24 protein-coding genes and 1 tRNA gene are annotated in these 24,327 nt (G+C 39.1%); 17 read left to right on the top strand and 8 right to left on the bottom strand.

Annotation, left to right across the window (positions count from 1 at the left end; genetic code table 11):
- Positions 1 to 49: 49 nt before the first annotated feature.
- Positions 50 to 1,324: an EAL and HDOD domain-containing protein gene (locus AAEU30_RS10850; protein ID WP_421960522.1), complete on the bottom strand. Its 1,275-nt coding sequence runs from the start codon at positions 1,322 to 1,324 to the stop codon at positions 50 to 52.
- A gap of 265 nt (positions 1,325 to 1,589) precedes the next feature.
- Between AAEU30_RS10850 and AAEU30_RS10855 the strand changes: the two genes are divergently transcribed.
- From AAEU30_RS10855 to AAEU30_RS10865, 3 genes are all read left to right on the top strand, one after another.
- A complete protein-coding gene (locus AAEU30_RS10855) occupies positions 1,590 to 2,303 on the top strand; it encodes a substrate-binding periplasmic protein (RefSeq protein ID WP_421960523.1) in 714 nt (237 codons plus the stop codon).
- 81 nt (positions 2,304 to 2,384) lie between these two features.
- Entirely contained in the window at positions 2,385 to 2,951 is a 567-nt protein-coding gene (locus tag AAEU30_RS10860) for a PhnA domain-containing protein (RefSeq protein ID WP_087533369.1), read from the top strand.
- 165 nt (positions 2,952 to 3,116) lie between these two features.
- Positions 3,117 to 3,911 carry an META domain-containing protein gene (locus AAEU30_RS10865; protein WP_421960524.1) on the top strand — a complete coding sequence of 265 codons (795 nt, stop codon included), beginning with the start codon at positions 3,117 to 3,119 and terminating at the stop codon, positions 3,909 to 3,911.
- 81 nt (positions 3,912 to 3,992) lie between these two features.
- Here the strand turns inward: AAEU30_RS10865 and AAEU30_RS10870 are convergent, their stop codons facing one another.
- Positions 3,993 to 4,832, bottom strand: a complete 840-nt coding sequence (locus AAEU30_RS10870) for a 23S rRNA (adenine(2030)-N(6))-methyltransferase RlmJ (RefSeq protein ID WP_421960566.1) — start codon at positions 4,830 to 4,832, stop codon at positions 3,993 to 3,995.
- Between the two features lie 279 nt (positions 4,833 to 5,111).
- Between AAEU30_RS10870 and zapB the strand changes: the two genes are divergently transcribed.
- The 9 genes from zapB (at position 5,112) to AAEU30_RS10915 (ending at position 12,429) form a co-directional block, all read left to right on the top strand.
- On the top strand, positions 5,112 to 5,342 hold the full coding sequence (gene zapB, locus AAEU30_RS10875; protein WP_087533381.1) for a cell division protein ZapB: 231 nt from the start codon (positions 5,112 to 5,114) through the stop codon (positions 5,340 to 5,342).
- Entirely contained in the window at positions 5,342 to 5,641 is a 300-nt protein-coding gene (locus AAEU30_RS10880; RefSeq protein ID WP_421960525.1) for a cell division protein ZapA, read from the top strand. Before zapB ends, AAEU30_RS10880 begins: the two co-directional genes overlap by 1 nt.
- A 52-nt stretch (positions 5,642 to 5,693) precedes the next feature.
- A complete protein-coding gene (locus tag AAEU30_RS10885; RefSeq protein ID WP_421960526.1) occupies positions 5,694 to 6,707 on the top strand; it encodes an MBL fold metallo-hydrolase in 1,014 nt (337 codons plus the stop codon).
- 54 nt (positions 6,708 to 6,761) lie between these two features.
- Positions 6,762 to 8,261 (top strand): transglycosylase SLT domain-containing protein, encoded by a 1,500-nt coding sequence (locus tag AAEU30_RS10890; protein WP_421960527.1) that lies wholly within the window; start codon positions 6,762 to 6,764, stop codon positions 8,259 to 8,261.
- Between the two features lie 64 nt (positions 8,262 to 8,325).
- Positions 8,326 to 8,814 carry an FKBP-type peptidyl-prolyl cis-trans isomerase gene (locus AAEU30_RS10895; RefSeq protein ID WP_421960528.1) on the top strand — a complete coding sequence of 163 codons (489 nt, stop codon included), beginning with the start codon at positions 8,326 to 8,328 and terminating at the stop codon, positions 8,812 to 8,814.
- A 9-nt stretch (positions 8,815 to 8,823) separates the two neighbouring features.
- Complete coding sequence (locus tag AAEU30_RS10900) at positions 8,824 to 9,552, top strand: SDR family NAD(P)-dependent oxidoreductase (RefSeq protein ID WP_421960529.1); 729 nt, start codon at positions 8,824 to 8,826, stop codon at positions 9,550 to 9,552.
- 11 nt (positions 9,553 to 9,563) lie between these two features.
- Positions 9,564 to 10,403 (top strand): amidohydrolase family protein, encoded by an 840-nt coding sequence (locus AAEU30_RS10905; RefSeq protein WP_421960530.1) that lies wholly within the window; start codon positions 9,564 to 9,566, stop codon positions 10,401 to 10,403.
- A gap of 73 nt (positions 10,404 to 10,476) precedes the next feature.
- Entirely contained in the window at positions 10,477 to 12,042 is a 1,566-nt protein-coding gene (locus tag AAEU30_RS10910; protein ID WP_421960531.1) for a S41 family peptidase, read from the top strand.
- A 6-nt stretch (positions 12,043 to 12,048) separates the two neighbouring features.
- Entirely contained in the window at positions 12,049 to 12,429 is a 381-nt protein-coding gene (locus AAEU30_RS10915) for a hypothetical protein (RefSeq protein WP_421960532.1), read from the top strand.
- Between the two features lie 128 nt (positions 12,430 to 12,557).
- On the opposite strand, the gene AAEU30_RS10920 is transcribed toward AAEU30_RS10915, so the two are convergent.
- From AAEU30_RS10920 to AAEU30_RS10935, 4 genes are all read right to left on the bottom strand, one after another.
- A complete protein-coding gene (locus AAEU30_RS10920) occupies positions 12,558 to 13,733 on the bottom strand; it encodes a mandelate racemase/muconate lactonizing enzyme family protein (protein WP_421960533.1) in 1,176 nt (391 codons plus the stop codon).
- Positions 13,734 to 13,742: 9 nt separating this feature from the next.
- Positions 13,743 to 14,510, bottom strand: coding sequence for a class II aldolase/adducin family protein (locus AAEU30_RS10925; RefSeq protein WP_421960534.1), 768 nt, complete (start codon positions 14,508 to 14,510; stop codon positions 13,743 to 13,745).
- A 164-nt stretch (positions 14,511 to 14,674) separates the two neighbouring features.
- On the bottom strand, positions 14,675 to 14,998 hold the full coding sequence (locus AAEU30_RS10930) for a c-type cytochrome (protein ID WP_087534481.1): 324 nt from the start codon (positions 14,996 to 14,998) through the stop codon (positions 14,675 to 14,677).
- 138 nt (positions 14,999 to 15,136) lie between these two features.
- The gene (locus AAEU30_RS10935) at positions 15,137 to 15,676 is read right to left on the bottom strand and encodes a DUF2058 domain-containing protein (RefSeq protein WP_087534482.1); all 540 of its coding nucleotides are present in this window, start codon (positions 15,674 to 15,676) and stop codon (positions 15,137 to 15,139) included.
- 232 nt (positions 15,677 to 15,908) lie between these two features.
- Between AAEU30_RS10935 and AAEU30_RS10940 the strand changes: the two genes are divergently transcribed.
- Complete coding sequence (locus AAEU30_RS10940) at positions 15,909 to 17,051, top strand: MFS transporter (RefSeq protein WP_421960535.1); 1,143 nt, start codon at positions 15,909 to 15,911, stop codon at positions 17,049 to 17,051.
- On the opposite strand, the gene AAEU30_RS10945 is transcribed toward AAEU30_RS10940, so the two are convergent.
- Complete coding sequence (locus tag AAEU30_RS10945) at positions 17,018 to 17,518, bottom strand: prolyl-tRNA synthetase associated domain-containing protein (RefSeq protein WP_421960536.1); 501 nt, start codon at positions 17,516 to 17,518, stop codon at positions 17,018 to 17,020. The two genes, AAEU30_RS10940 and AAEU30_RS10945, sit on opposite strands and share 34 nt — an antisense overlap.
- A gap of 1 nt (position 17,519) precedes the next feature.
- A complete protein-coding gene (locus AAEU30_RS10950; RefSeq protein ID WP_421960537.1) occupies positions 17,520 to 17,903 on the bottom strand; it encodes a hypothetical protein in 384 nt (127 codons plus the stop codon).
- Between the two features lie 173 nt (positions 17,904 to 18,076).
- On the opposite strand from AAEU30_RS10950, the gene AAEU30_RS10955 reads away from it, so the two are divergent.
- The 4 genes from AAEU30_RS10955 to AAEU30_RS10970 all read left to right on the top strand — a co-directional run bounded on the left by AAEU30_RS10955 (position 18,077) and on the right by AAEU30_RS10970 (position 24,309).
- Positions 18,077 to 18,152, top strand: a tRNA-Ala gene (locus AAEU30_RS10955).
- Between the two features lie 131 nt (positions 18,153 to 18,283).
- Complete coding sequence (locus AAEU30_RS10960) at positions 18,284 to 19,546, top strand: ABC transporter substrate-binding protein (RefSeq protein WP_421960538.1); 1,263 nt, start codon at positions 18,284 to 18,286, stop codon at positions 19,544 to 19,546.
- A 113-nt stretch (positions 19,547 to 19,659) separates the two neighbouring features.
- Complete coding sequence (locus tag AAEU30_RS10965; protein WP_421960539.1) at positions 19,660 to 22,038, top strand: ATP-binding protein; 2,379 nt, start codon at positions 19,660 to 19,662, stop codon at positions 22,036 to 22,038.
- A gap of 15 nt (positions 22,039 to 22,053) precedes the next feature.
- Positions 22,054 to 24,309 (top strand): two-component system response regulator, encoded by a 2,256-nt coding sequence (locus tag AAEU30_RS10970; RefSeq protein ID WP_421960540.1) that lies wholly within the window; start codon positions 22,054 to 22,056, stop codon positions 24,307 to 24,309.
- Positions 24,310 to 24,327 lie beyond the last annotated feature (18 nt).

The raw sequence follows: 24,327 nt of genomic DNA on the forward strand, positions 1-24,327 counted from the left end.
GGAATATCTTAAGTCACGTTAATAATAATCACGCATCATACTTAAGTGACTATTCTTGTTCAATAATTGATGCTAACACTTCATCACCATACTGACGAGCACTAAGCATGGCGTTGTACACAACTTCCATGCTGGACGCTGGGCGAATGGTTTCTAGCAACTTTTCAGCTAAAGGCCAATTGTCTTCCTCTACACTGCGAGTTAGTTGCAATGTTGCTCCCAACATACCGTTAAAATTCAGCAAAGCACTGGAAAGCTCATCCCCTAAGCTAAATTCTTGAGCAATCACACCCAGCTCCACATTTAAAATAGCATCAAGCACCGACATTAAACCAACCAAATAACCTTGCTCAGACATGTCTTTGCCCCCAGGCTCCAACATAAGCTGCATAAAATGAGCACGGATCAACCCTAACTTAGTCAACTCAGTAGGTTTATCAACTCCCAGCTCACTCAGAGCCAACACCCTGACAAACTGTCGTATGGCATCTTCACCTAAGTAAATCACAGCTTGCGAAATTGAGGTAATAACTAAGTTTTGGCTCTTAGAACGCGCATTAACCAATTTAAGTATACGTGCAGTTAAACCAACATCTTTTGCGACACGCTGGTGTACTTCATCAAAATTCAAATCTGGGCGCGAGGTACAACGTAATAAATCAAAAACAGCCAGCTTAGAGGGTTCAATATTATGGTAGCTAAGCATTTCTGGGCGGGCAAAAAAGAACCCTTGGAAATAATCACACCCCGCAGCTTTTAACATTAAAAACTGTTCATGGGTCTCAATGCGTTCAACAATAATTTTAACGTAAGGAAAGCGTCGCTTGAGCTTTTTAAGCATCATGTTCGTTTTGATCAGAGGCTCTTCTACTTCAAGTTTAATGTAATCTACGAGCTCTAGTAATGGCTCCCACTTTTCATCACCGTCATAATCGTCTAGCGCAAAACGATAACCTGCTTGCTTTAATGCTTTAACACGCTTAGTTACTTTAGCTATATTATCTGCGCGCTCTACTATTTCTATTACTGCACTTCTTGGTTGTAAAAGTTTTGGAAAATCTTCAAGCAAAGCATCCGTAGATAAATTAATAAATGCGCATTGGTTGGCTGTTAATTTTTCAATCCCAATTAACATTAATGCGTTAAAAAAAAGTCGTCCTGTTGCTTGCCCATCGGTAGTACCAACGGGGAATACATTATTTGCTGAGTCTCGGTATAAAAGTTCATATGCAAAGATGCCTTTTTCTACATTAAAAATGGGCTGGCGCGCAATATACTGAGTTACCATAGTCGGTACTGTTTTTGTTATTTTTGTGTTCGGCATTTTTATTCCTGCTAATAATTTTAGTCGCCCAGAGTAACTAAATTATTATTCTATATTCCTTCAGTATAGTGAATTTTTGAAAGCTTGCACCCACTTATAATTTGCCAAAAGTAGAAATATAAACAACACTAAAAAGGCTAATTCAAAAGATACACTCTCAAATAACTTTAGCTGTATTAATTAGTCATTAAACTAGTTTGCCATAATTGCTTTGCAGTAGAGTAAGGAGCTTTCCATTAAGTATTACTTTTTAATAGCCTGCTACATGTTTTGCAAACCTTCATTAGCAGATGAACCTGTAACCTTAAAATATAACTTAACTGGCTCTGGAAATTATTTTCCTTTCTATACTGGTGATTCTGACTTACCCGGTATCTTTCCTGAAATAGTACAACAGCTCCTCAACACCGCCAATATTCGTGGCGAACATGTTGTCTTACCCGCAAAGCGCACAATAAAATCGCTCACTACTGGTAAAATTGATTTTGATATAATTAGTACCGCATGGTTATCAAAACACGAACGTAATAATCCTCTTTTTGTTTACTCTGCACCTCTTTTTCAAATGCCTGAGTATTTAGTGTCATTACCTGAGCACACTAAAAAATGGCAAAGTTTAGCTGCCATAAATGGAAAAAATGTAGGCACAGTAATGGGCTATTATTACTATGACGATGATGAATTTATTCGCGTGGATTTCCCTTCTGAAAAAGAGCTAATACAAGCGTTACAACGTCAACGGCTCGAGGTCGTTATAATTAGTGAGTTATCTGCTTTATATTGGTCAAAGGAGTTAGGGGTACAGGTGGCTCTTGGAGCTGCCCACTCCGATGGTTTTCTCCGCATACGTATTTTACATAAGTATCGCCACCTACTTCCACAGATTAACCAAGCTATCAAACAACTGCATCAAGAAGGCACAATTAGTAGTATTGAACAAAAGTATATCGATATAATTAACAAAATACCCACACTTTAAACAAGGGCATATTCTCATCAAAGTCCTAATTAGGTATAATGCTCGCTCCCCCTTAGCTAAAGACTAAAAGAGCCTCAAGATATGAGCATTGAAAAAGCCTTAGTAGAACGCAGTAATAACCAGTGTGAACTGTGTAGTGCAACCGAGAACCTATCTGTATACGAAGTACCACCAGTTAACGAAGCTCATTCAGATAAATGTATTTACACCTGTCAGACCTGCAAAGACCAGGTTGAAGCAACCGTCGAGTTAACTCCTACTCATTGGCACTGTTTAAACGACAGCATGTGGAGCCAAACACCGGCCGTTCAAGTTGTTGCTTATAGAATGCTAACCCGCTTAGCACCTGATAATGGTTGGGCGCAAGATGCGCTAGATATGATTTATCTTGAAGAAGACACACTTGCTTGGGCACAAAAAGTACTAGCAGAAGATGATGATATCAAGCATGTCGATAGTAATGGAGTCGTACTTCAGGCTGGCGATACTGTAACACTCATCAAAGATCTTGATGTAAAAGGAAGTAGCTTAGTTGCAAAGCGCGGCACTGCTGTGCGTAATATTGGTTTAACCAGTAATCCTGAGCATATTGAAGGACGCGTAGACGGTCAGCGCATTGTGATTTTGACTAAATATGTAAAAAAGTAATTTGATCTTCCAGGGTCCACAAACCCTAACATTAAAGTTTTTATAAAAAATGGGCTGCTAGCCCATTTTTTGTTGGATTAAGCTAATATTAAGCGCCGAAGGAATATATTTAATAGCGTTTGTAGTAAATAGTGCTGCAAACTTTAGTTCATTCAAGGAAACTTTATGTCATTACAAAAATCATCATTAGGCTGTCTTGCATTATTAACCGCAAGCATTGCTCTATCAGGTTGTACTCAGGAGCAAACACCCGACAATGCAACAGAGCAAAAAACAATGGCGACTCTTAACACACAAGTAACTTATTTAGACCGTAGTATGTTACGCCCAGGCTCCGTATTGACCGTTAAGCTTTCTGATGTGTCTAAAATGGACGTTAAAGCAGATGTTATTAGTGAGCAGACCATAGAGCTTAATGGGGGCCCTCCGTATGATGTGTCGCTGCAATATGAGCAGTCAAAAATTAAAGCGGGCCATCGCTATAGTGTTAGTGCGCGTATCGAGAACCAAGGCCAATTACTTTACATTAGCACAACCAATAATGACCCTTTTGCACAGCAGCAAACAGATCAACCTTATGAAGTTGTTGTATCAAAAGCTTCTGCAACTAAGCCTGACGTAACCCTGACGAACACTTACTGGAAAGCAGTAAGCTTCAATGATGAAGCTGTAGAGGTAAAAACCAAAGAGCCTTTTATTCAGTTTAAAGCCGATGGCACAACTCATGGCTTTTTAGGGTGTAATAACTTTACTGGCAGCTATGAAGTTAGTGAACAAGCACTTACTTTTAAGCCATTAGCAAGTACGCAAAAAATGTGTATTGAGCAAATGGATGTTGAAAGCACGATGTCAGCGGTACTGGACACTGCAACTGAGTTTACTATTAAGGGTGAGACACTCACAATGAAAGATGCGGCAGGTGAAGTCACTGCTACATTCCAAACAACGTACTTTAATTAGGCTCTTGCATAGAAAACGCCCAAGCAAAATTGGGCGCTTTCAAACAGTAAAAAACTTCTAGTTAACCTGAGCTCTGGTTAGCTATTCTTCAACTAGCTGTTCGCTGCGATAAAAGCCGCTGGCGTCACTTAACAAGTCCACTAATTCAGGCAAAACGGCATCCATGGTTTGTTTTAATTTCCAAGGCGGGTTAATAACAATCATACCTGAGGCTGTCATACCATGTACGTCAGTATCAGCTTGTGTAGCAAGCTCAAATAATTGAATATTACGCATGCCAGAGGCTATAAGCCCCTGTTCCATATGATCAATACGCTCTCTATCAACGACTGGATACCAAATCATATAAGTACCCGTAGCAAAGCGCTGATGAGCTTTAACTAACGTTTTAACAACTGTATCGTAGTCGTCTTTGATTTCATAAGGTGGGTCAATCAATACGCAGGCTCTGCGTGATGCTGGAGGTAATAAACCAATTAGTCCCGCAAAACCGTTTTCACCGCGAACACGGATTGAGCGCTTGCCCAGCATGTTTTCTTCAAGTAACACCAGATCCCTCGGGTGTAACTCAAAAAACCAGCCTTTGTCTTGACGACGCAAGTAGTGCTCGGCTATTTTTGGTGAGCCAGGATAAAAAGCAAGATCGCCTTGTTCGTTGAAAGACTTGATCAATGCGATGTAATCATTTAAAGCTTCGTGCTCACTACTGTGCTGATAAAGCTTTGCTATGCCATCTTGGAATTCCTGCGTTTTTTGCGCATCAGCCGATGCTAATTCAAAAAAACCCGCCCCTGAGTGAGTGTCAATATAATCAAGTGGCTTATCTTTAATTGTTTGATAACTTAACACTTGTGCTAGTACTAAGTGTTTAAGTACATCCGCTGGATTTCCGGCATGAAATGAGTGTCTGTAACTGAGCATAATTTTAGTTTCGCTATAAGCTAAATGATAAAAGCTGTAATCAGGCTTCATTATACGCAAGCTATAACAAGATACGAGTTTCAGTTGAAATTAAAACACCATTCACTAAAACACTTATTTCACCTAACTCTGTGAACCAATTCTGAACAAAAAAGCTGATGAGCTGAATTATCCCTTAACAGTAAATAAAAATCAGCTAAAACAAGCGTAAATGCTGGCATATAAAGTAACTTTGCTTTACATTTGCTAGTTATTAATAACAGTTATATGAGCGCCTTTATGAACAACGAAACTCTTTCTCAACTCGAACAACTGATCGACCAACTTATCAGCCGCAATAATGAGCTGCAAGCTGAGGTTACGAGCCTGACAGAAAAAAACAGTAAGCTAATTGATGAAAATGAAACTTTGCAACTTGAAGTACTTGATAGCGAAGAAAAACAAAAGGACACTAGTTCAACACTAAGCGGCCTATTAGAGAAGTTGCAAAGCGCCCAACAGGCTAGCTAATGTCTGAGTTGCAAAACCAGCGGGTCACTGTTGAGCTACTTGGCAAAGAGCAGCAATTTGCTTGCCCACAAGGCCAAGAAGAAGCACTGATTGCTGCTGCAAAGCACCTCAATGATTTAGTAGAGCAAATGAAACAACGCTCTACAGTACGAAATGATCAAAAAGCCTTACTTATGGCGGCACTGAACATCAGTCACGAATTGTTAGAAGTGCAAAAGCAACAAGCCATTGCACAACAGCAACAAGATGAGCTTATCGATAAACTAAGTTTACACTTAAGCGACTCAACTCATAAATAAACAAGCGCACTATGCGCTTGTTTTTTATCTGCTTAAATTGCCTTAGGGATAAATGATGACTAACAATTTTCTCAGCTTTCGTTTAACTCGTTTTTTAGTCTTTGCAGGCACCCTATTGTCGATTAGTCAGGCTCATGCTCAATGGCAAAAAATATCTAATCACGTCGATTTTTTTCAGCAGTCCGCTAACTTGCGGTTTTATGATTCGAACCAAATTCTTATTAAAGGTGACAACTGTGCATTAATGTTTGATGCTAGTGGTAACTTCTCGGCTGTTGAAGCAACTGTTAAGCATCTAAAACACACTCTTAAGGTCCCTTTATGTTACTTAGTCGCCAGCCACTTTCATGACGATCACCTACTTGGCATGGCCGTATTACAACACCATTACCCAGATGCTAAATTAATTACACATCAAAAGTTAGCGGCAAGCTTTACAGATTTTCAACTGGCTTATAATAATAAGCTAGACACATATCAACAAAGCATTGAATTAAGTTTTCAGCGTTTAGCCAAGCAACCTGACAGTAAGCAAGCTGCCTGGCGTGATAAACTTGAATTAGCAAAAGTGCGACTGCTGCGATGGCAAGAATACACACTAAAATCACCCGCTTTAGCAGTCACTGACTCACTTGCACTTGATTTAGGCAATTACCCTATAACAATAAATGCCTACCAAGCTCATACTGATGCCGATTTAATGCTTTATGCCGAACAAAAAACTATTTTAGCCGGTGGAGATATCGTCGACTATTTACCTTACCCAGGGCACGGCAATTTAACTGACTGGCGAGAATTATTAACTGAGTTAGCTGCCAACACTATTGAACAAACAATTTTACCAGGCCACGGTGAACCGATAACAATAAAAGACCTACAACACTCTCACGCTTTTTTAACTGCCATACAAGAACATGTACAAAACAACCCTGAGCAAGATTTAACCCAACTGCAACAAAGCTTTAATGAACAATTTGCTAACCAGTACATCACAGATGACATCTCTGCTAAAGCTTACCCAATGTTTCTACAAGCTGGACTTAAGCGCGCTAAACAGTCAAAATAGCCCCCGCACAAGGTTGTGCTAAACTCTATAAAGGACAATTTCTCGGTGATTTTTATGCGCAGTTACTTGTTTGCCCTATTTGTTACTCTATTTATGTTGTTAGGTTGTGAAACAACAGACCCCGCAAATGGTCAAGCACAAGACGTAGCAGCACCAGTTATCTTTAACCACTTTGAGCCTTCAAAAAAAACAGTACTTACTGTAAGTAATAAAACAGATGCCCCAGTAAAACCAACTATAAAGTTACAGCCAACACCTCAAACTACTAACTCCCCTAATACGGCTGTAACAAAAAGAAATGCTGATTTATGGCAACACATAGCGACGAACCTACAATTTAAAATCTATCTAAATAAAGCGCTTAATAAACGTATTAAATGGTATATCAGACAGCCCAACTATTTAAAAACAGTTAACAAACGAGCAGCTCCTTATCTTTACCATATTGTTCGTAAAATTGAACAACAAAATTTACCAATGGAAATTGCCTTACTTCCCTTTGTCGAAAGTGACTTTAGACCTACCGTTAGCTCATCGCAACAAGCTGTTGGCGTTTGGCAGCTAGTTGGTGCAACAGCCCATCATTTTGGTATTAAGTCAGATCAATGGTATGACGGGCGACAAGATGTGCTTGCTTCGACAGATGCAGCTCTTGCCTATTTAAAATATTTGCACAAGCGTTTTGATGGTAACTGGTTACATGCACTCGCCGCCTATAACAGCGGTGAAGGGCGCGTAAAAAGAGCGATTGCTGAAAATAAAAACAAAGGGAAAAGTACTGATTACTGGTCTTTAAAATTACCAAAAGAAACCTCTGAGTATGTACCAAAACTGTTAGCTTTAAGCTATTTAGTACAAAATCCACAGCAAGGCTTACTGCGTCCTAAATTAGCAAATAAAGCACTCACAACCGAGTTTAATGTTGGCCAGCAGTTTGATTTTTCAGTAATAGCGAATCTGTCAGGGATTGGCCGTAAACAGCTACATACTTTAAACCCGGGCTATTTAAAAAATCAAAGTTCTCCTGATGGGCCTCACACCCTGTTACTGCCACTGGAGCAACAAAGCCTTTTACGCAGCCAGTTTTTTAAAAATAACTTTTCTGGTGAATATATAGTAAAGAAAGACGATACCTTATATTCCATTTCACGGCGTTTTGGCCTCTCAGTTAAAAAATTAAAAATGATGAATAATAAAACCTCCAACCTAATAGGGATTGGCGAAGCCTTAATTGTTGGTCAGCCACGTACTATGCCCGACTCATTAACTATCGATTATAAAATTAGTCCATACCTTGAGCAGACCGAGGTAGCAATTCCTACAATTGCCATTGAATATCAAGTAAAGCCTGGCGACACAATTTGGGGAATAAGCCAACTATACGATGTGCCACATAAAGACTTAGCACAGTGGAATAAGCTAAGTGCATCCAGTATTTTAAAGCCTGGCTCATTGCTGGTTTTACATTTACCACAAGCAACTAAGCCCGTTTCACAACTTCATAATGAAGGAATGCTGTCTGGGTTAGAAAAAACCTTAAAACAGCCACATTAGTTTCACATCAATATGATTTAGCGTAAAATCGACGTTTTGGTAAACTTTAATAAAAGAGATTGGCATGCAAATCAGTAACAATTCAGCCGTTGAGTTTCACTACACCTTAAGTGAAGCTGGCGAGCAACTTGAAAGCAGTAAAAATGGCGAGCCATTAAGCTATATTCACGGCCTTGAGGGCATGTTGCCTGGTTTAGCGAGCGCGCTTGAGGGCAAATCTGCTGGTGACAACTTAACGGTTACTCTTGAGCCAAGTGAATCGTACGGTGAGCGTGTTGACGATCTTATCCAACGCATTCCTCTTAAGCACTTACAAGGTGACACAAAAGTGTGGAAGCCTGGCATGACAGCCATGGTGCATTCAAACCAAGGTCAACACCAAGTAACGATTGTAAAAGTAGGTCGTTTTAATGCTGACTGTGATTTAAATCACCCATTTGCCGGTAAAACACTTACCTTTGATATCGATATTATAACCGTACGTGAAGCCACCAGCGAAGAGCTTTCCCATGGTCATGTTCATAGCGAAGGCGGCTGTGGTCATAGCCACTAAGGGTATAAAATGAAAAAAGTTGCAATCGTCACTGGCGGAAGCCTAGGTATCGGCCGAGCTATATGTCAGCGCTTAGAAAGCGAAGGCTTTAGTGTGTTTAACTTGGACATTCAAGATGGTGAATTTGGCAGCTGGCAACAATGTGATGTTAGTCAAGTAGCTAATGTAGAGCGTACTATTGAGCGTATAGCCCAAGATCAAGGCCGTATTGATGTACTCGTTTCAAATGCTGGCAAGCACTTAAGCGCTAATATTGAAGATACTGACGAAGCAACTTTTGACAACCTTTTTGCCCTCAACGTTAAAGGGGCCTATGCTGCAGTAAAGGCTGTTTTGCCTAGCATGAAAGCACAACAAGATGGCGCAATTATTTTTATTGCTTCTGACCAAGCAAATATAGCTAAAACCAACTCATTTGCTTACAACCTAAGCAAACATGCGCTAGCATCTATGGCCAAGACCACAGCGCTAGATTATGCCGCTTTTAATATTAGAGCGAATGCCGTTTGCCCAGGTACAATAGAAACCCCTTTATTTCATAATGCCATAGACGCATATTGCGCCAAAAGCGGTGCGAATAAAGCTGAAATAGTCGAACAAGAAGGTGCTTTGCAGCCGCTTGGTCGTTTAGGCCAACCCGATGAAGTTGCTGCGCTTGTTGCTTTTTTAGCAAGCGACAACGCCAGCTTTATAACAGGCAGCCTACAAAATATTGATGGCGGCTATACAGCGCAATAAGAGGATTAAAAATGCACTCAAAAATCATTGACCCTCATGTGCATTTTTTTAACCTAAATGAAGGTTGCTACAACTGGCTAAAGGGAGATAACCCTCCCCCTTGGCCTAATCTTGAGAAAATTAAAAAACCGATAACCCCTGACGACCTTATTAAAAATTGCCCATTTGAGCTAACCGCTTTAGTACATATTGAAGCTGGGTTCGATAACCAACAGCCCATTAGAGAACTAGATTGGCTAAGTAAACACTTAGCTAATCAGCAATATAGAGCTGTTAGTTTTGCGAAAATAGATTCTGATCCTGTTGAGTTTAAAAAAGCGATTAATAATTTAAAACACCCGTCACTTGTCGGTATTAGGGATATCACAGAAGGCGAAGACAGCTCTCGACTATTACACCCTTATACATTAGAGAACCTTACTTATTTAGCTGAACAAGCACTTCACTTTGAAGTTCAGTTTGAGCTTGAAAACACCTTAATTAGCGAAAGAATTGTTCATTATGCTCAGCAGCTTCCCCACTTAAAACTCGTGCTAAATCACGCTGGGTTACCACAACAATTAGCGTTATGGCAAAAAGGCATCAATAATTTAGCCCACAATAAAAATGTTTATATCAAATATTCTGGATTTGAATTACTGCCTTTAAATAAGCAACAACAGCAAGCTTGCTTTGAATTTATATTACAGCAATTTGGCCAAACGCGAATCATGTTCGCTAGTAACTTTCCTGTTTGCCAAATTCAACAAAACTATTGTGAACTTTGGCACAGCCACTTCTCGTTATGCAAAAGTCATGATTTATGGCAACAACTTAGTTACTCCAATGCTCTTCGTTTTTATCAGCTTTAACCTTTTACTTACTATCTTGTATCAATAAAAGGCGCTATATTCTATACAAGATGTATCTAAAAAGTGATGTGTGATGACTCAATCAAGATTTAATTTAGCACTAATCTCAGCCTTATCCCTAGCTGTATTAACTGGTTGCGGTGGTGGCAGCACAGCGAATACTGATAACACTCAGATACCAGTACCGACAACCATTGACTGGTCTGAAGGCGTGTTTGAGCCTTCAACTAGTTTTGCCCAGCAATGCCAAGCGCTAAATGAAAAACATTGGTTGCGTTCATGGAGTAATGAGACCTACTTATGGTATGACGAAATAATTGACCGAGACCCTGCTCTCACCGACTCCGTAGCTGACTACTTTCAACTTCTAAAGACTAAAGAAATAACGGAATCTGGTGCTAATAAAGACAATTTTCACTCAAGTCTCCCCACAGCCGAGTGGGAAGCCCAAAGTCAATCAGGCGTTAGTTTTGGCTATGGCTTCAAGCTCAAGATAATTAGCGCAACGGCCCCTCGCCAAGCTGTAATCTCATACACAGAAACTAACACCCCTGCAAGTAATGCTAACCTAAGCCGTGGTTTTGAAGTACTGGAAGTAGACGGTGTTGATTTTGTAAATGCAAGCACGCAAGCGGATGTCGATATACTTAATGCTGGCTTATCACCTCGTGAGTCTGGTAAAACAACCAACTTTACATTTAAAGACATTGAGACCTCAGAGGTTCGTGAGGTCACTTTAACAGCTCAATCTATAACATCACAACCAGTTACAAATGTAAAAACACTTGCCAATAGCAGTGTGGGTTATTTTCAGTTTAATAGCCATAATGCCATTGCTGAAAAGCCATTATATGATGCGTTTAATACCCTAAAAAACAGTAATATCACTGATTTAATTATTGATATTCGCTACAACGGCGGTGGTTTTTTACAAATGGCAAGCCAAGTAAGCTATATGATTGCAGGTGCTGCGAATACTAACAATAAAATTTTTGAACGCACAATTTTTAATGATCAACACCCAACATTTAACCCTGTCACAGGGCAGCGGTTAGAACCGGTGATGTTTACCGATGAGTTTATTGGCTTTGCTGATAATCCGGGGCTCACTCCAGGAACACCTTTACCTTCTCTTAATCTAGAGCGAGTTTATTTATTAACCACAAGTAATACTTGCTCTGCCAGTGAAGCCATTATTAATGGGCTTCAAGGAATTGATATTGAAGTGATCCAAATCGGCGCAGGCACCTGTGGTAAGCCCTATGGTTTTTACCCTGCAGATAACTGCAACACCACCTATTTTACCATTCAATTCACAGGTGAGAACAACAAAGGCTTTGGCGAATATTCTGATGGCTTTGCACCGCAAAATACGGTGAATAATGAACGCTTACCGGTACGTGTAGCTGGTTGTGCTGTAGCGGATGACTTTAGCCACCAATTAGGCGATCCAAATGAAGCACTGTTAGCAGCTGCTCTTAATTATCGTGAAACTCAAAGCTGCCCAACAGCAACATCAACCGCTAGCCAACAAGGTTTTGCTCCTGCCCTGTTGGCTGATACACCTGCGGTAATCGATACTCGTGCAAGTACATTTGCTCAACAGAACAAAATCTTGCCTCAAGCAAAAAACAGGTAGCGAAAGATGAAAAAATTACCATACATTTTGCTCAGTATTAGTTTATTGCTACTTGGTTGCAGTGCGTATAGCGAGGCGCCTACACCCAAGCTGCAGCATGCGCTTTTGAAAAAGCCTCAGAGCGACTTGATTGCACAGGGATTAGCCCGCTTAATGCGTAGTGATAATATTGCCGTTGCAGATGATGTATTCATGAAACGTAGTTTAATGGTCGTCGATAATGTAAATAAAACCGATGAACTTGGTAACCCGATTATGGGCAAGCAGTTGAATATGCCTGATAGGTTTGAACTGCTGATCAAAGATAACTTATGTTTTATACGTCACTTAGATAGCAAAGCAACAGAGCCATTGCCTGATGTGAAATGTAAAGTGAATAATAACTAGGTTCTAGGAAAATTTTAACATTTTGAATTAGTAGGAATAACTTTAAGCTTATCAAAGCTCAAAGTTAATCAGCGCTATGAGCAGCGAGCTAAATTTAGCTCGCTGGCCCATAGCTCGCGACTCGATGCTTATTTAATCTCTACTCTTTGTGAGCGCATCACGATCTCATCATTTAGCTCAATACCCAAACCAGGCTCTTCTGATACTTCAAAGAAGCCATTTTTTGGTTGTGGATCTTGTAGGCATAATTCGCGGTTCCACTTTTTAATAGCATAAGTATGGTGCTCATGAATTAAGAAATTAGGAATAGCCGTTTCTAAGTGCAATGATGCTGCAGTAGCAACAGGGCCGCCACATACGTGCGCTTGAATTCTTACATCAAAAATATCGGCGTAATCACATACTTTTTTAGTCTCGGTAAAACCACCACATAAACCTATATCAGGCTGGAGCACGTCAATGCTTTGATCTTCAAGGTATGGACGCACACCCCAACGATTATATAAGCGTTCACCACCTGCAATTGGTACAGCGACCTTATCCGCAACTTTTGCATGTAATGAGTGATTTAAATAGTTAACCGGCTCTTCGTAATACATACAATCAAATTCTTCTGCTATTTCACCGATCTGAATGGCAGATGTCGCACCCGGTAAGCTGTGACATTCAAAAATAATATCGACTTCGTCACCCACCGCTTCACGTATAGCTTGCATACGCGCACGGTATAACTTCATTTCAGCACGCGAAATGATCTTGGTGCGATCATAATACGTGTTCCCGTCTTTATCATACTGAATAGGGTCAACTTTAACGGCATCATAACCTTCTGCAATCGCTTTTAAAGCGGCTTCTGCATATTCTTGTGGTTGTACTAGGGCTTTAAATTCACTATCCCAGTCAAACTGTAATTGTGAGGCATAAGTACGCAGCTTATCGTTAACTTTACCGCCAAGTAACTGGTAAACAGGTAAACCAAGTGCCTTACCTTTAATGTCCCACAGTGCAGTATCAATAGCACTCATTGCGGCATAAACCATTGGACCACCACCTAAACCCCAAAAGCTTTCACGCAGCATACGCGACCATAACTTTTCAGTTTGAAATGGGTCATGACCAATCAAAAATGCATCGGCCATTTCTTTGATCATCGCAGCAGCGGCACTATGCCCTAAATCGTACGCAAGACCCGCCTCACCAACACCGCTAATACCTTCGTCAGTATGAATACGAACAAACACAGGAGTCCACGCTGGACGCTCAGGGCAATGGATATCAAACACTTCAACGCGATTAACTTTCATGAAAATTCCTTAATTAGCAAAACTTGGATCAAGACGATACGCTTTACGTAGCATAGCAGGCCAGGCTAACTGACCACCTGTGCTACCACTGTGCACAACATTGGCTTGATTATAAATATTATCGATTATGGCTTGAGGCACTGGCGTAACGTCTGCGCCACTTGATTGCAATGCGAGTTGAATTTCACACGCACGCTGTAAATCATAAAAGCGCATGAAAGCATCCCCCACAGTTGGACCTACCGTTAAGCCGCCATGATTTACTAATAACATGTGATTAGTATTAGCAAGATCATCTTGCAATCGCTTTCTCTCATCATCATTTACTGCAAGCCCTTCGTAACCATGGTAAGACAATGAAGGTAAAGAAAACATTGAATATTGGCTCAGTGGCAACAGGCCTTGTTTTTGCGTCGCAACAGCAATGGTTTCTTTGGTATGTAAGTGAATAACACAGTGAGCATCGTCACGCACTTCATGAATAGCACTGTGAATAGTAAAACCCGCCGGGTTAATTTTAAACGGAGTGTCATCTAAAATATTGCCTGATAAATCAACTTTCACCAGGTTTGATGCGGTTACTTCGTCAAATGTTAGACCAAATGCATTTACAAGGTAATGATCAGTGCCAGGCAGCCTTGCCGATAAATGCGTATAAATTAAATCACCCCAACGAAAATGATCAACTAAACGATAACACGCGGCTAAATCTACACGTAATTGCCACTCCTGTGCTGATACTTTATTTTTTAAATCAAGTTGCGGTAATTCAAACATATATATGCCTTGTATAAACACACTGAACACAGTGCGAAATAGATGTATAGAAGTCTAAAGCAGTCTAAGGTTGCAATCAACTGTTAGAAAGCAAAACAGCCACATCAAATAAATTGATGTGGCTGTTTAATTAATATTAACCAAGATTCAGGTTAACGATAGAGTTACTTTACATTTGCTAAGTAATCGGCAATTGCTGCCATTTCTTCTTCAGATACATTAGCAACCATAGCCTTCATTGCCGCAGTCATCCCATTACTACGCGCACCTGATTTAATGTCTTTCATTTGCGCAAGTAAATATTCTTTATTTTGGCCATTTAGTTTCGGGTACAATGCCATAATTGGCGCTTTGCCTTCAGGGCCGTGACACGTTTGACAAAGTTTAGCTGTATAAAGGGCTTCGCCTTCAGCTGCTACTGATGTAAAAGATGCACTAGCTGCCATTGCAAGGCTAGCCCCTAAAAGTAATGTTGTTATCTTGCTCATTGTATTTTCTCTTCTTTTTGACGGTTTATAAATTTACTTATTTAATTGTAGACCATGCGTAATAGCATGCTAATTTTGTACGCAATTTATACACATTGAAGATCACTGGGAGCGTTTTAAAAGCTCCGATTGCAAAAATTACCAAACAAGATCATCAGGCACTTCAAAGTCTGCATACGGGTCATCATCATCTTTGCCCTTATCTTCTGGCTCAACGTGAAATACGATGTACTTTTCATCTACTTCAGCAACTTTACGTGCAGGTTCGTCTTCAAGTACAAAAAATTGCCCTTCTAAAACACATATAGCTAATCTACCACCAGCAAGTGCTTTTTGTGTCTTTTCATTCACGTCTAGTTCTTTAACTTTGTTTTCATAGGTAAAGTTAAAAGTACGCTCACCACGAATTTCATCTTGATTGTGGTGTTCTAAAATTTGTTTAACTCTGGCTATTTGTTCACGCTGCTTTAAATCACCTTGACGAGCTTGGTTTAGCTCTTCAGCTTTCTTTTGTTGCTCTAATTTAGTTTGCTGAATGTGCTTTTGCAGATCACTTGGGTTGCTCGTGGCACCTTTTTTCTGCTTCTTCTGTTGTTTGCGTTTCTCGCTTTTTGCAACTTTCGCTTTATGTGATGTTGTAAGTCCTGCTTGTAGCAATTGGTCTTGTAATGAACCCATGGCCTTGTTCCATTAAAACTTAGATTAGGATTATTTTATACCCATAGCCCAGTTACCTCAACATTGAAGGTTGTTGCATTAAAAACTAATCTATCAAAGTTAGTAAAACAAACCCTGATATAGCGCAAGAAAATCGTATTTTGATATTTATATTTAATAATTAAAGCTGCTTTATCATTGATTTAAAAAGCACTAAGCGTAAGCTAACAGCTTTTATTGGCTGGTCAAAATAATGCGTATTTCCCACTTATTATTGTGCTCATTGTTTATCTTTTTTGTCTTGTACGCACCGCAGCCATTATTAGGTCTTTTTGCATCACAGTTTAAAGTCACGCCTGCAAATGCTGGCAGCCTTATGACAGCAACCATGTTACCACTTGCCATTGCTCCTCTGGTATACGGTTTATTACTTGCTAAACATAACCCGTTGACTATTTTACGCTATGCTATGTTGATGCTGGCATTAAGCTGTATTGTGTTTACCACTGCCCCCAGCTTTGAGCTCCTGCTGTTACTACGCTTTATTCAAGGACTCATTTTACCTGCGGCCCTCACCGCTATGACCACCTATATTGGCAGCACATATAAAGCAGATCAATTACAGCACAATATGACTTTGTACATAGGCAGTACTATCGCTGGAGGCTATTTCGGTCGGGTATTGGCTGCTGTATTTACAGACTTATGGAGTTGGCAGATCTTTTACTATGTAATCGCTGTCGCTTTGACTTTATTGGCTTTAGCCATCCCTAAAGGCCGCCATGAAACAATAACGCAGGTATTATCACCACTGAGTTATTTAAAACAACTTGCCACAGCACCTATTTTAAAGTTGTATAGCGCAGTATTTTGCATGTTTTTTTGCTTTGCTGCGTTATTGAATTACCTGCCTTTTATTTTGCAAGATACGTTTTTAATAACAAATACCCGTGATATTGGCCTGGTTTACAGTGGCTATCTCATTGGTGCCTTAGCATCGATTGCCACACCTTGGTTATTAAAGCACAGTCCAGGGGCTTGGCACTTACTCAGCACAGTGTTTATTTTTTATTGTGGAACAATATTAATCTTAATGAGTAACCAGCTCATAATATTCTTATTGGCCTTTACTGGGTTTTGCGCTGCCATGTTTATGATTCACGCAACAGCAGCTCCTTTAGTAAACAAAATAAGTAACGCGCCACCGAGTGTCACCAATGGCGGTTATGTATCATTTTATTATAGTGGTGGTGCGCTGGGTTCTTTTTTACCTGGCTTGGTATACCAGCACTACGGGCACGTCGCGTTTATGGCTGCGCTACTGCTTGTATGTTTGTGCGGATTAACCTTAGTGTTGAGTGGTTATTTAGCAGGTAAAAAAACCACCTTAGGTTGATGCCCTGTACTGGCAAAAAACTGTTCTAAGTCATTTTTTTTCATCAACCAAGTTTCCGTGTTTTCAAATGGGTGGCAATGAAATAACTCACTAAACCATATATCTTGGTCGAGCCATAACGTAACATTATTTTGTTTATCGTTCATAAGGGCCAGCATAGAAACACAGCCTGGAGCTACTTTTAAATAACGTGCTAAACGCTCATCTGACGCAAATCCTAACCGAGATAGCCCTTGATATTTAGCCATTGCCTTTAAATCAAGCTGCTTATCATGTGCGGTTATTACTAAAAAATGATTTTTCCCTTCATTATCACGTAAAAAGAGATTTTTTAAGCGCGTGCCTGGACGCTCAATTAATAGCTTATCGGCATCTAAGCTACCATGCAAAGCTGGGTGCTCAATCACATCATACTGAATATTTAAATGTGCTAAATACTCAGCTAACTTACTTTTACCTTCTAGCATGCTATAAACAACGCCCTCGAAGTTGTACGCTTAAATCACGCCAAACCACTTCGTCTATTTCATAATTGTTTGGGCAATATTGTTGCTGCGTTAATTCGTTATTCAATAATTCAACTGCCTGATCTTCAAGTTGCAGTTTTAGACTATTAGATTCTTCAAAATACTCTTGCTCTGCAAAATCTTTAAATTCTCTTCGGGTTAATGGACGATCTGAATTTCGGCTTTTTCTGCTATTAGCTTTAACTGATACAACGTAAGCAAAAATTTTATTACCTTGTTCATCCAGTTTTTTGTACAGTTGTTTGTTATTTATTTCAAAAGGTGGCTCATCTTGACTGGCGCAACCAAAAAGTAAAATCAGCAAAACCCAAGCGTATTTTTTCATTATTAGTTTCTTTGTGCTTTTTAATAGACGCTAGTCTAACAAAAATTCAGTGTTTTCGTGAAAATTGATAAAAAATATAAAAAATACTTGACCAAATTTATAAATCTCATTAAAGTTCGTCCCGCTTAAACGGAACCTTAAGCAGGTTACAAAATTTGTAACTTTAGGAATGTGGGGCTATAGCTCAGCTGGGAGAGCGCCTGCCTTGCACGCAGGAGGTCAGCAGTTCGATCCTGCTTAGCTCCACCACTTTCCTATCAATTCTTTATAATCCTCCTTTTTAAATTATTCTAATTAATCTTCATATATTTTATTTTTTACTTGAGTCTATGAAAATGATTAACTATACCTAATCTAACACAAATTTATTAGGTTAAAATATGGATTTGCCTAAACGGGCAACACTCAAGAAGATCGCCACTTTAAGTGTAGGCGCTGGCATTATTACCCATGTACCCTATGTTTTCGCGCGTAAAAAAACCACTCTACGTGTGCTCGGCACACATGTCACACTCCAAGAGTCCCTACGCAAACAAGCAATGGAAGATTTAGGTATCAACATTGTGTTTAATCCTGCAGGTAGTTCATCTGTTTTACAACAAGCTTCCATGGATCCGAGCTCTTTTGATCTTTATGAACAATGGTCTAATAGTATCAATGTTCTGTGGAATGCAGGAAGTATCCAGCCAATCGAAAAAAAGCGCATCACTCATTTTAATGAAATTAACTCATTGACTAAAACCGGAAAGCTTACTCAAGACGCATCTATTGGCGCAGGAGATGCACCTTACAAATTACTTAATATTCAAGATGATGGCACTCTAAACGCACAAGAAACAGAGTTAATAAGCTATTTACCGTATGTCCACAATGTAGATTCATTTGGCTACAACTTAGACAGCATTCCTCTTGGTAGCGCATATGAAACTGAAAGCTGGGCTTGGTTACTCGACGAAAAAAATCGTGGCAAAGTAGGCATAGTAAATGCACCAACAATTGGCATTTTTGATTTGGCGCTCGCAGCGCAAAGTAAAGGCTTAATAAAATTTGTTGATATAGGCGCTATGACACGCGACGAACTAGATAGGTTATTTTTTATTTTACTCGATTATAAAAAACAAAAACACTTTAATGGCTTTTGGAACTCAGTACCTGAGTCCGTTGAATTTATGAAGAATAACCGGGTTAGCATTCAAAGTATGTTTTCACCCGCGGTAGAGAGCTTAAATAGTCAAGGCATCAATGTACGATTTGCAGCGCCAAAAGAGGGTTACCGAGGCTGGCACGGTGTTATGTGTCTGTCTTCCCAAATCACCAATAATACAAAAGATGCCGCCTATGATTATATGAATTGGTGGCTCAGTGGCTGGCCAGGCGCTTTTATTGCACGACAAGGTTATTACATTAGTAACCCAGAGCGTTCAAAACCGTTACTTTCAGAAGCTGAATGGGCATATTGGTATGAAGGAAAAGAGGCAACGGAGACACTGCTTAATACGCAAGGTAAAGTATCTGTAGAAGCAGGTAACGTTCGCAGTGGTGGTAGCTATTTAAAACGCTTCAGCAATGTAGCTGTCTGGAATACAGTTATGCCAACGTATGATTACAGCTTGCAAAAGTGGTATGAGCTAATTAGTCGCTAATGAAAATAAACTCTATCAAATCAAAAATCATCGCTGCGATCTCATTATTAGTTATAATCTTACTGTTTCAAAGCTATTTATTTTCAAGTGCACAAAATTCACTAAGAATACTTTTGACAGTACAAAATGATGCTCAAACCCAAAGTGAAGCAACCAACGATCTTGAAAATAACGTCATCTCACTCCAAGGTCAAGTAACTCATTACGTTGATAAAGCCAAGCCAATTTCAGTAGATAATTTTAAACGTTTTCAGTTGAATGCTAAAAATGACTTAGAGAAACTCAATACCAATGCACAAAAACATTCAAGTTCATATAAAGACTTGCTTACTCGTTTAGGAGAGCACTTAATAAACTTTAACCGAACATTTGAGCAAGTCGTTAAAAACAGAAAAAATCGTGTACGCTTATTCAATACACGCTTCAAGCCCGCGGTTAATAATTTAATATTGCACCTCAACACGTTGAAAAACATTAAAGGCTCGAGTCATGAGGCAATTTACGCAGATGCAATACTAACACTTTCAAATATAAACTACGCGACGGAAAACTACTTAGAAAATACTGACTTTGATATTTCGCAGACAACCAGCCAAGATGTTAATCAGCTTAAGCTGCAGCTAGATAAGATAGAAAAATTTATTGAGCCAGGCTCAATACAGCCTAAGAATTTACTAAATAGGGAATTTTTAGAAATCAGAAAAAGCTATAACCAGCTTATTTTACTGTCGAGAGGCTATAACTACTCGGTAAATGTTGTTTTAACAGGTGTTGCAAATGAATTACTGTATTTAACAGACCAGATAAACCGTACTGAAAAAAACACCTTTCTCCAAGCCCAAAAGCAAGTCAGCTTACACCTAGATCAACAAGCGGAACAAAGTAAAGTATTTGCGCTAGTGATGTTGGTATTATTAATTACAATATGCATTTTTATTGTGCGCACAATAATATCCCCTATAAATAGCCTTTCCTTGCTTTTGAACGATATGAACAATGGTAAGCAACGTGGTCTACTGGCTGAGCCTGAACTAGATAATGAATTTTCGCATGCGATAAAAGCGGCCAATTCTCTGTATAAGAAAAATAATGAAACAAACACACTACTGATAGAAACCCAAGAGCTAAATGACCAAATGAAAGCGGTAAACTCAGCATTAAAAGCAGCAAAGCATCAAGCAGATATTGCCAATGAGGCAAAAAGCAAGTTTGTCGCTAATATGAGTCATGAGCTGCGCACACCCTTGAATATCATTTTAGGAATGCAGCAACTTTTATCTGAAGAAATTACAGATGGTGCGCATAAAAAGTATATTGCTAAATCCCTTACCAGTGGTAACAACCTGCTTTCATTAGTAAATAATATTTTAGAGTTATCAAAGCTAGACTCGAATCAATCCACTATCGAAAATATTAACTTTACCATTAAAGAAGTGTCACAGTACTTATCAGAATCATTTTCAAGCTTATGTAAGTCTAAGGACCTAGAATTCAATATATTACTTCATATGGATGAAGACATCGCCTTGACAGGTGATTATTTAAAGCTAAACCAAACCTTAAACTTTGTAGTCGACAATGCAATCAAATTCACCGAGCAAGGGAGTGTCACAATCACGATAACGGCCGATTCATTGAGCAATGACTCAATTTCCTTAGTTTTTTCAGTAAAAGATACGGGAATTGGTATTCCTGAAGATAAGTTATCAGCAATTTTTAATCCTTTTTATCAGAACGATGACTCCTACTCCCGTAAATATACTGGAACAGGGTTAGGATTAAGTATTAGTCAAAAGCTGATCAAACTGCTAAATGGCGAAATTCAAGTCAAGAGTAGACAAGGTGGAGGCACTGAGGTGCTCATTTTTTTAAATTTTGATATCAATTCAGCCCTTTTAGCAACGCCTAATTTCTCCCAGACACAATTGATAAACTTGCCCGTGGCTTTAGAGAACTTAGACTTTAATGATGTACTGCTAAGTGAGTCGTTCGACCGGTTTACTAAAGACTACAGTAACTTTATAAAAGAAGCAGAAGTGCTTTATAAGCAACAACATATTCTTGAGTTAAGACGTATGTTGCATACGTTTGTAGGTTTAACCGGCACTTTGGGCTTAGAACGATTAGAGGAAGTAGCTAAAAAACTCCAAAAAGATATAAAACAATCTACACCGATAAACTTTACTCCTTGCCAGCTGCAACTTGAAATTTCTTTGCGCGCAATAGAGCAGTTTGCGATTGCTAACCAATTGAAAGCAAGTCAAGTAATCAGCCTGAATATTGAAAGTAATATTGAGTACTTAGATGAAATACTTGAATTAGCTAAATCAGCTAAACCTATTCCCCAGGTACTTATTTTACAACTTGAGCAGCATATAGAAAACGCAACAGAAAATACGCAATTAGTACGGTTAAGAGAAGCGATAAATCAATTTAATTTTCAATCAATTAAAACAATCATTAATAACTACTTAAATGACCTTAAAAACTAGACAAAGCTCTTAACTATGAGCTATTTTTTATCTAATAGTGAAACTGTAATTGAGAAATTAGTGCCCCAAAGCTTACCAACACAAAACGCTGACCGTCAAAAGCCGTTAATTCTCATCGTTGATGATGAACCCAATAATCTGCATATATTGGTTGAAGGCTTGCTATCAGATTATGATGTTCGCGTATCAACTAGCGGCAGAAGTGCGCTTGAATTTATTGAAACGACACGTCCAGACTTAATATTACTTGATATTATGATGCCTGAGATGGATGGCTATGAGGTCTGTAAAAAGCTAAAGCAGAACCAAAATAGCAAGGGGATCCCTATTATATTTGTCACCGCCCTCACCGAAGAAGAATCCGAAGAACAAGGTTTCGAACTGGGCGCCGTAGACTATATTCACAAACCTTATAAATTGGCACTCGTTCGTGCTCGTGTACGCGCACACATCTCTGTGCAAGGAATGCTCGATCGCCTCATTGAAAAAAACTTTGAATTACATGACAAATTCATTGAGGTAGAAAACCTTGCTTCTGAGCTTACCAAGCGTGATGTTGAATTAAAAAAACTATCAGCCAAACAAGCTTTATTTTATCAAGCCCTAACCAGCACAGCCGATGGCGTAGTAATCACAAATCACAAGGGTATTATCATTGCTGTCAACCCATCTTTTTGCCGAATAACAGGGTTTTGTGAAAGTGAAGCTCTTGGAAAACCATTAAAAGAAATCAAACAAAACAACCTACCAGAGATAAACTTTGATGATATATGGCTACATGCGAGCAAAGCGGGTTACTGGAGTGGTGAGCTGACTACACGACGAAAAAGCGGTGAGTTATATCCTGAATTACTTACACTTAGTATGGTTAAAAACGAAGTCGATACCAACATTAACTTTATTGGTGTATTTAGTGATATTTCGAGTGTAAAAGTCACTCAAGAGCGTATTGACTATTTAACATGGCATGATGAGCTTACAGGCCTCCCTAATCGTAATAACTTTTTAAAAATTCTGGAACAACAATTACGAGAGCAAAATAAACAGCAAAGCTATACCTGTATTTTTATTCTAGATATAGATAGCTTTCATTCAATTAATGATGGCCTTGGCCTAATGGCGGGCGATAAAGTATTAAAAGAGTTTTCAACACGAATAAACAATAATTTAGGTAATAAAGATATCGTTGCACGCCTTGGCAGTGATGAGTTTGCTGTACTATGTGAAACACAAAAAGGCACTGGTTATGAAAGAACACAATCCTTAGCGAATGTAACCGCACAAAAACTGCTACTAGCCGCCAGTGAACCATTTGATATCGAAGAACAAAAAATCAGTTTAACGGTCAGTATAGGGACCTATATTCTTCCACGTAATGAATTAAGAGGAAGCGCAATTGAAACTATTCGAAACTGTGAAGCTGCTTGCTATAAAGCAAAAGAAAAAGGCGGCAATAGAGTTACGTCATTTGATACATCTTTTGGCGAACAAGCTAAACGGCGTTTCGAAGTAGAACAAGACTTACGCCAAGCAATTGCGCAACAAGAACTAATACTTAACTTACAATCACAATATGATCACAACCATACCCTAAAGGGGGCTGAGGTACTCCTTCGCTGGCAACATACAACAAAAGGTTTTATTAGCCCTGCTGAATTTATACCGATAGCCGAAGAGTCTGATATTATTTATGATTTAGATTGCTGGGTTACAACTCAAGCTTTAAAACTACTAGAACAAATTAACGAGCAAAACCCAAGCCTAGCTATTTCTATTAACATCAGCGGCAGACATTTTCATGAAAAACGTTTTCTACACTTTATCACTCAAAGCATTATTGACGCACAGGTCAATCCTGCAAATCTGACGATTGAAATAATTGAAGGCACGCTGTTAAACAATATGGATGATGCTATTGCGGCTGTACATCATCTAAAACAGTTGGGTATAAGGGTATCTATTGATGATTTTGGAACTGGCTACTCCAGCTTAACTTACTTAAAGCAATTGCCAATTGATGAACTTAAAATTGATAAGTCATTTGTTTTAGAAGCGCCAACAAACAATAACGACAAACTGATTATCGATATGATAGTTAGTTTGGGTGATTTATTTGACCTGAAGATTGTTGCTGAAGGAGTAGAGAATCAAGAGCACCTAACTATGCTACAAGCTTTCCCAGATATGACTTTACAGGGCTACTTTTTACATAAACCTGAGCCTGCAGAAAATTGGCTAAGTGACTTAAGAAATAAAAATGCCGAGTCTTAAACTCGGCATTAAATACTT

The organism is Pseudoalteromonas mucoides (genome assembly GCF_049257175.1).
In the GTDB taxonomy this organism is placed as follows: domain Bacteria; phylum Pseudomonadota; class Gammaproteobacteria; order Enterobacterales; family Alteromonadaceae; genus Pseudoalteromonas.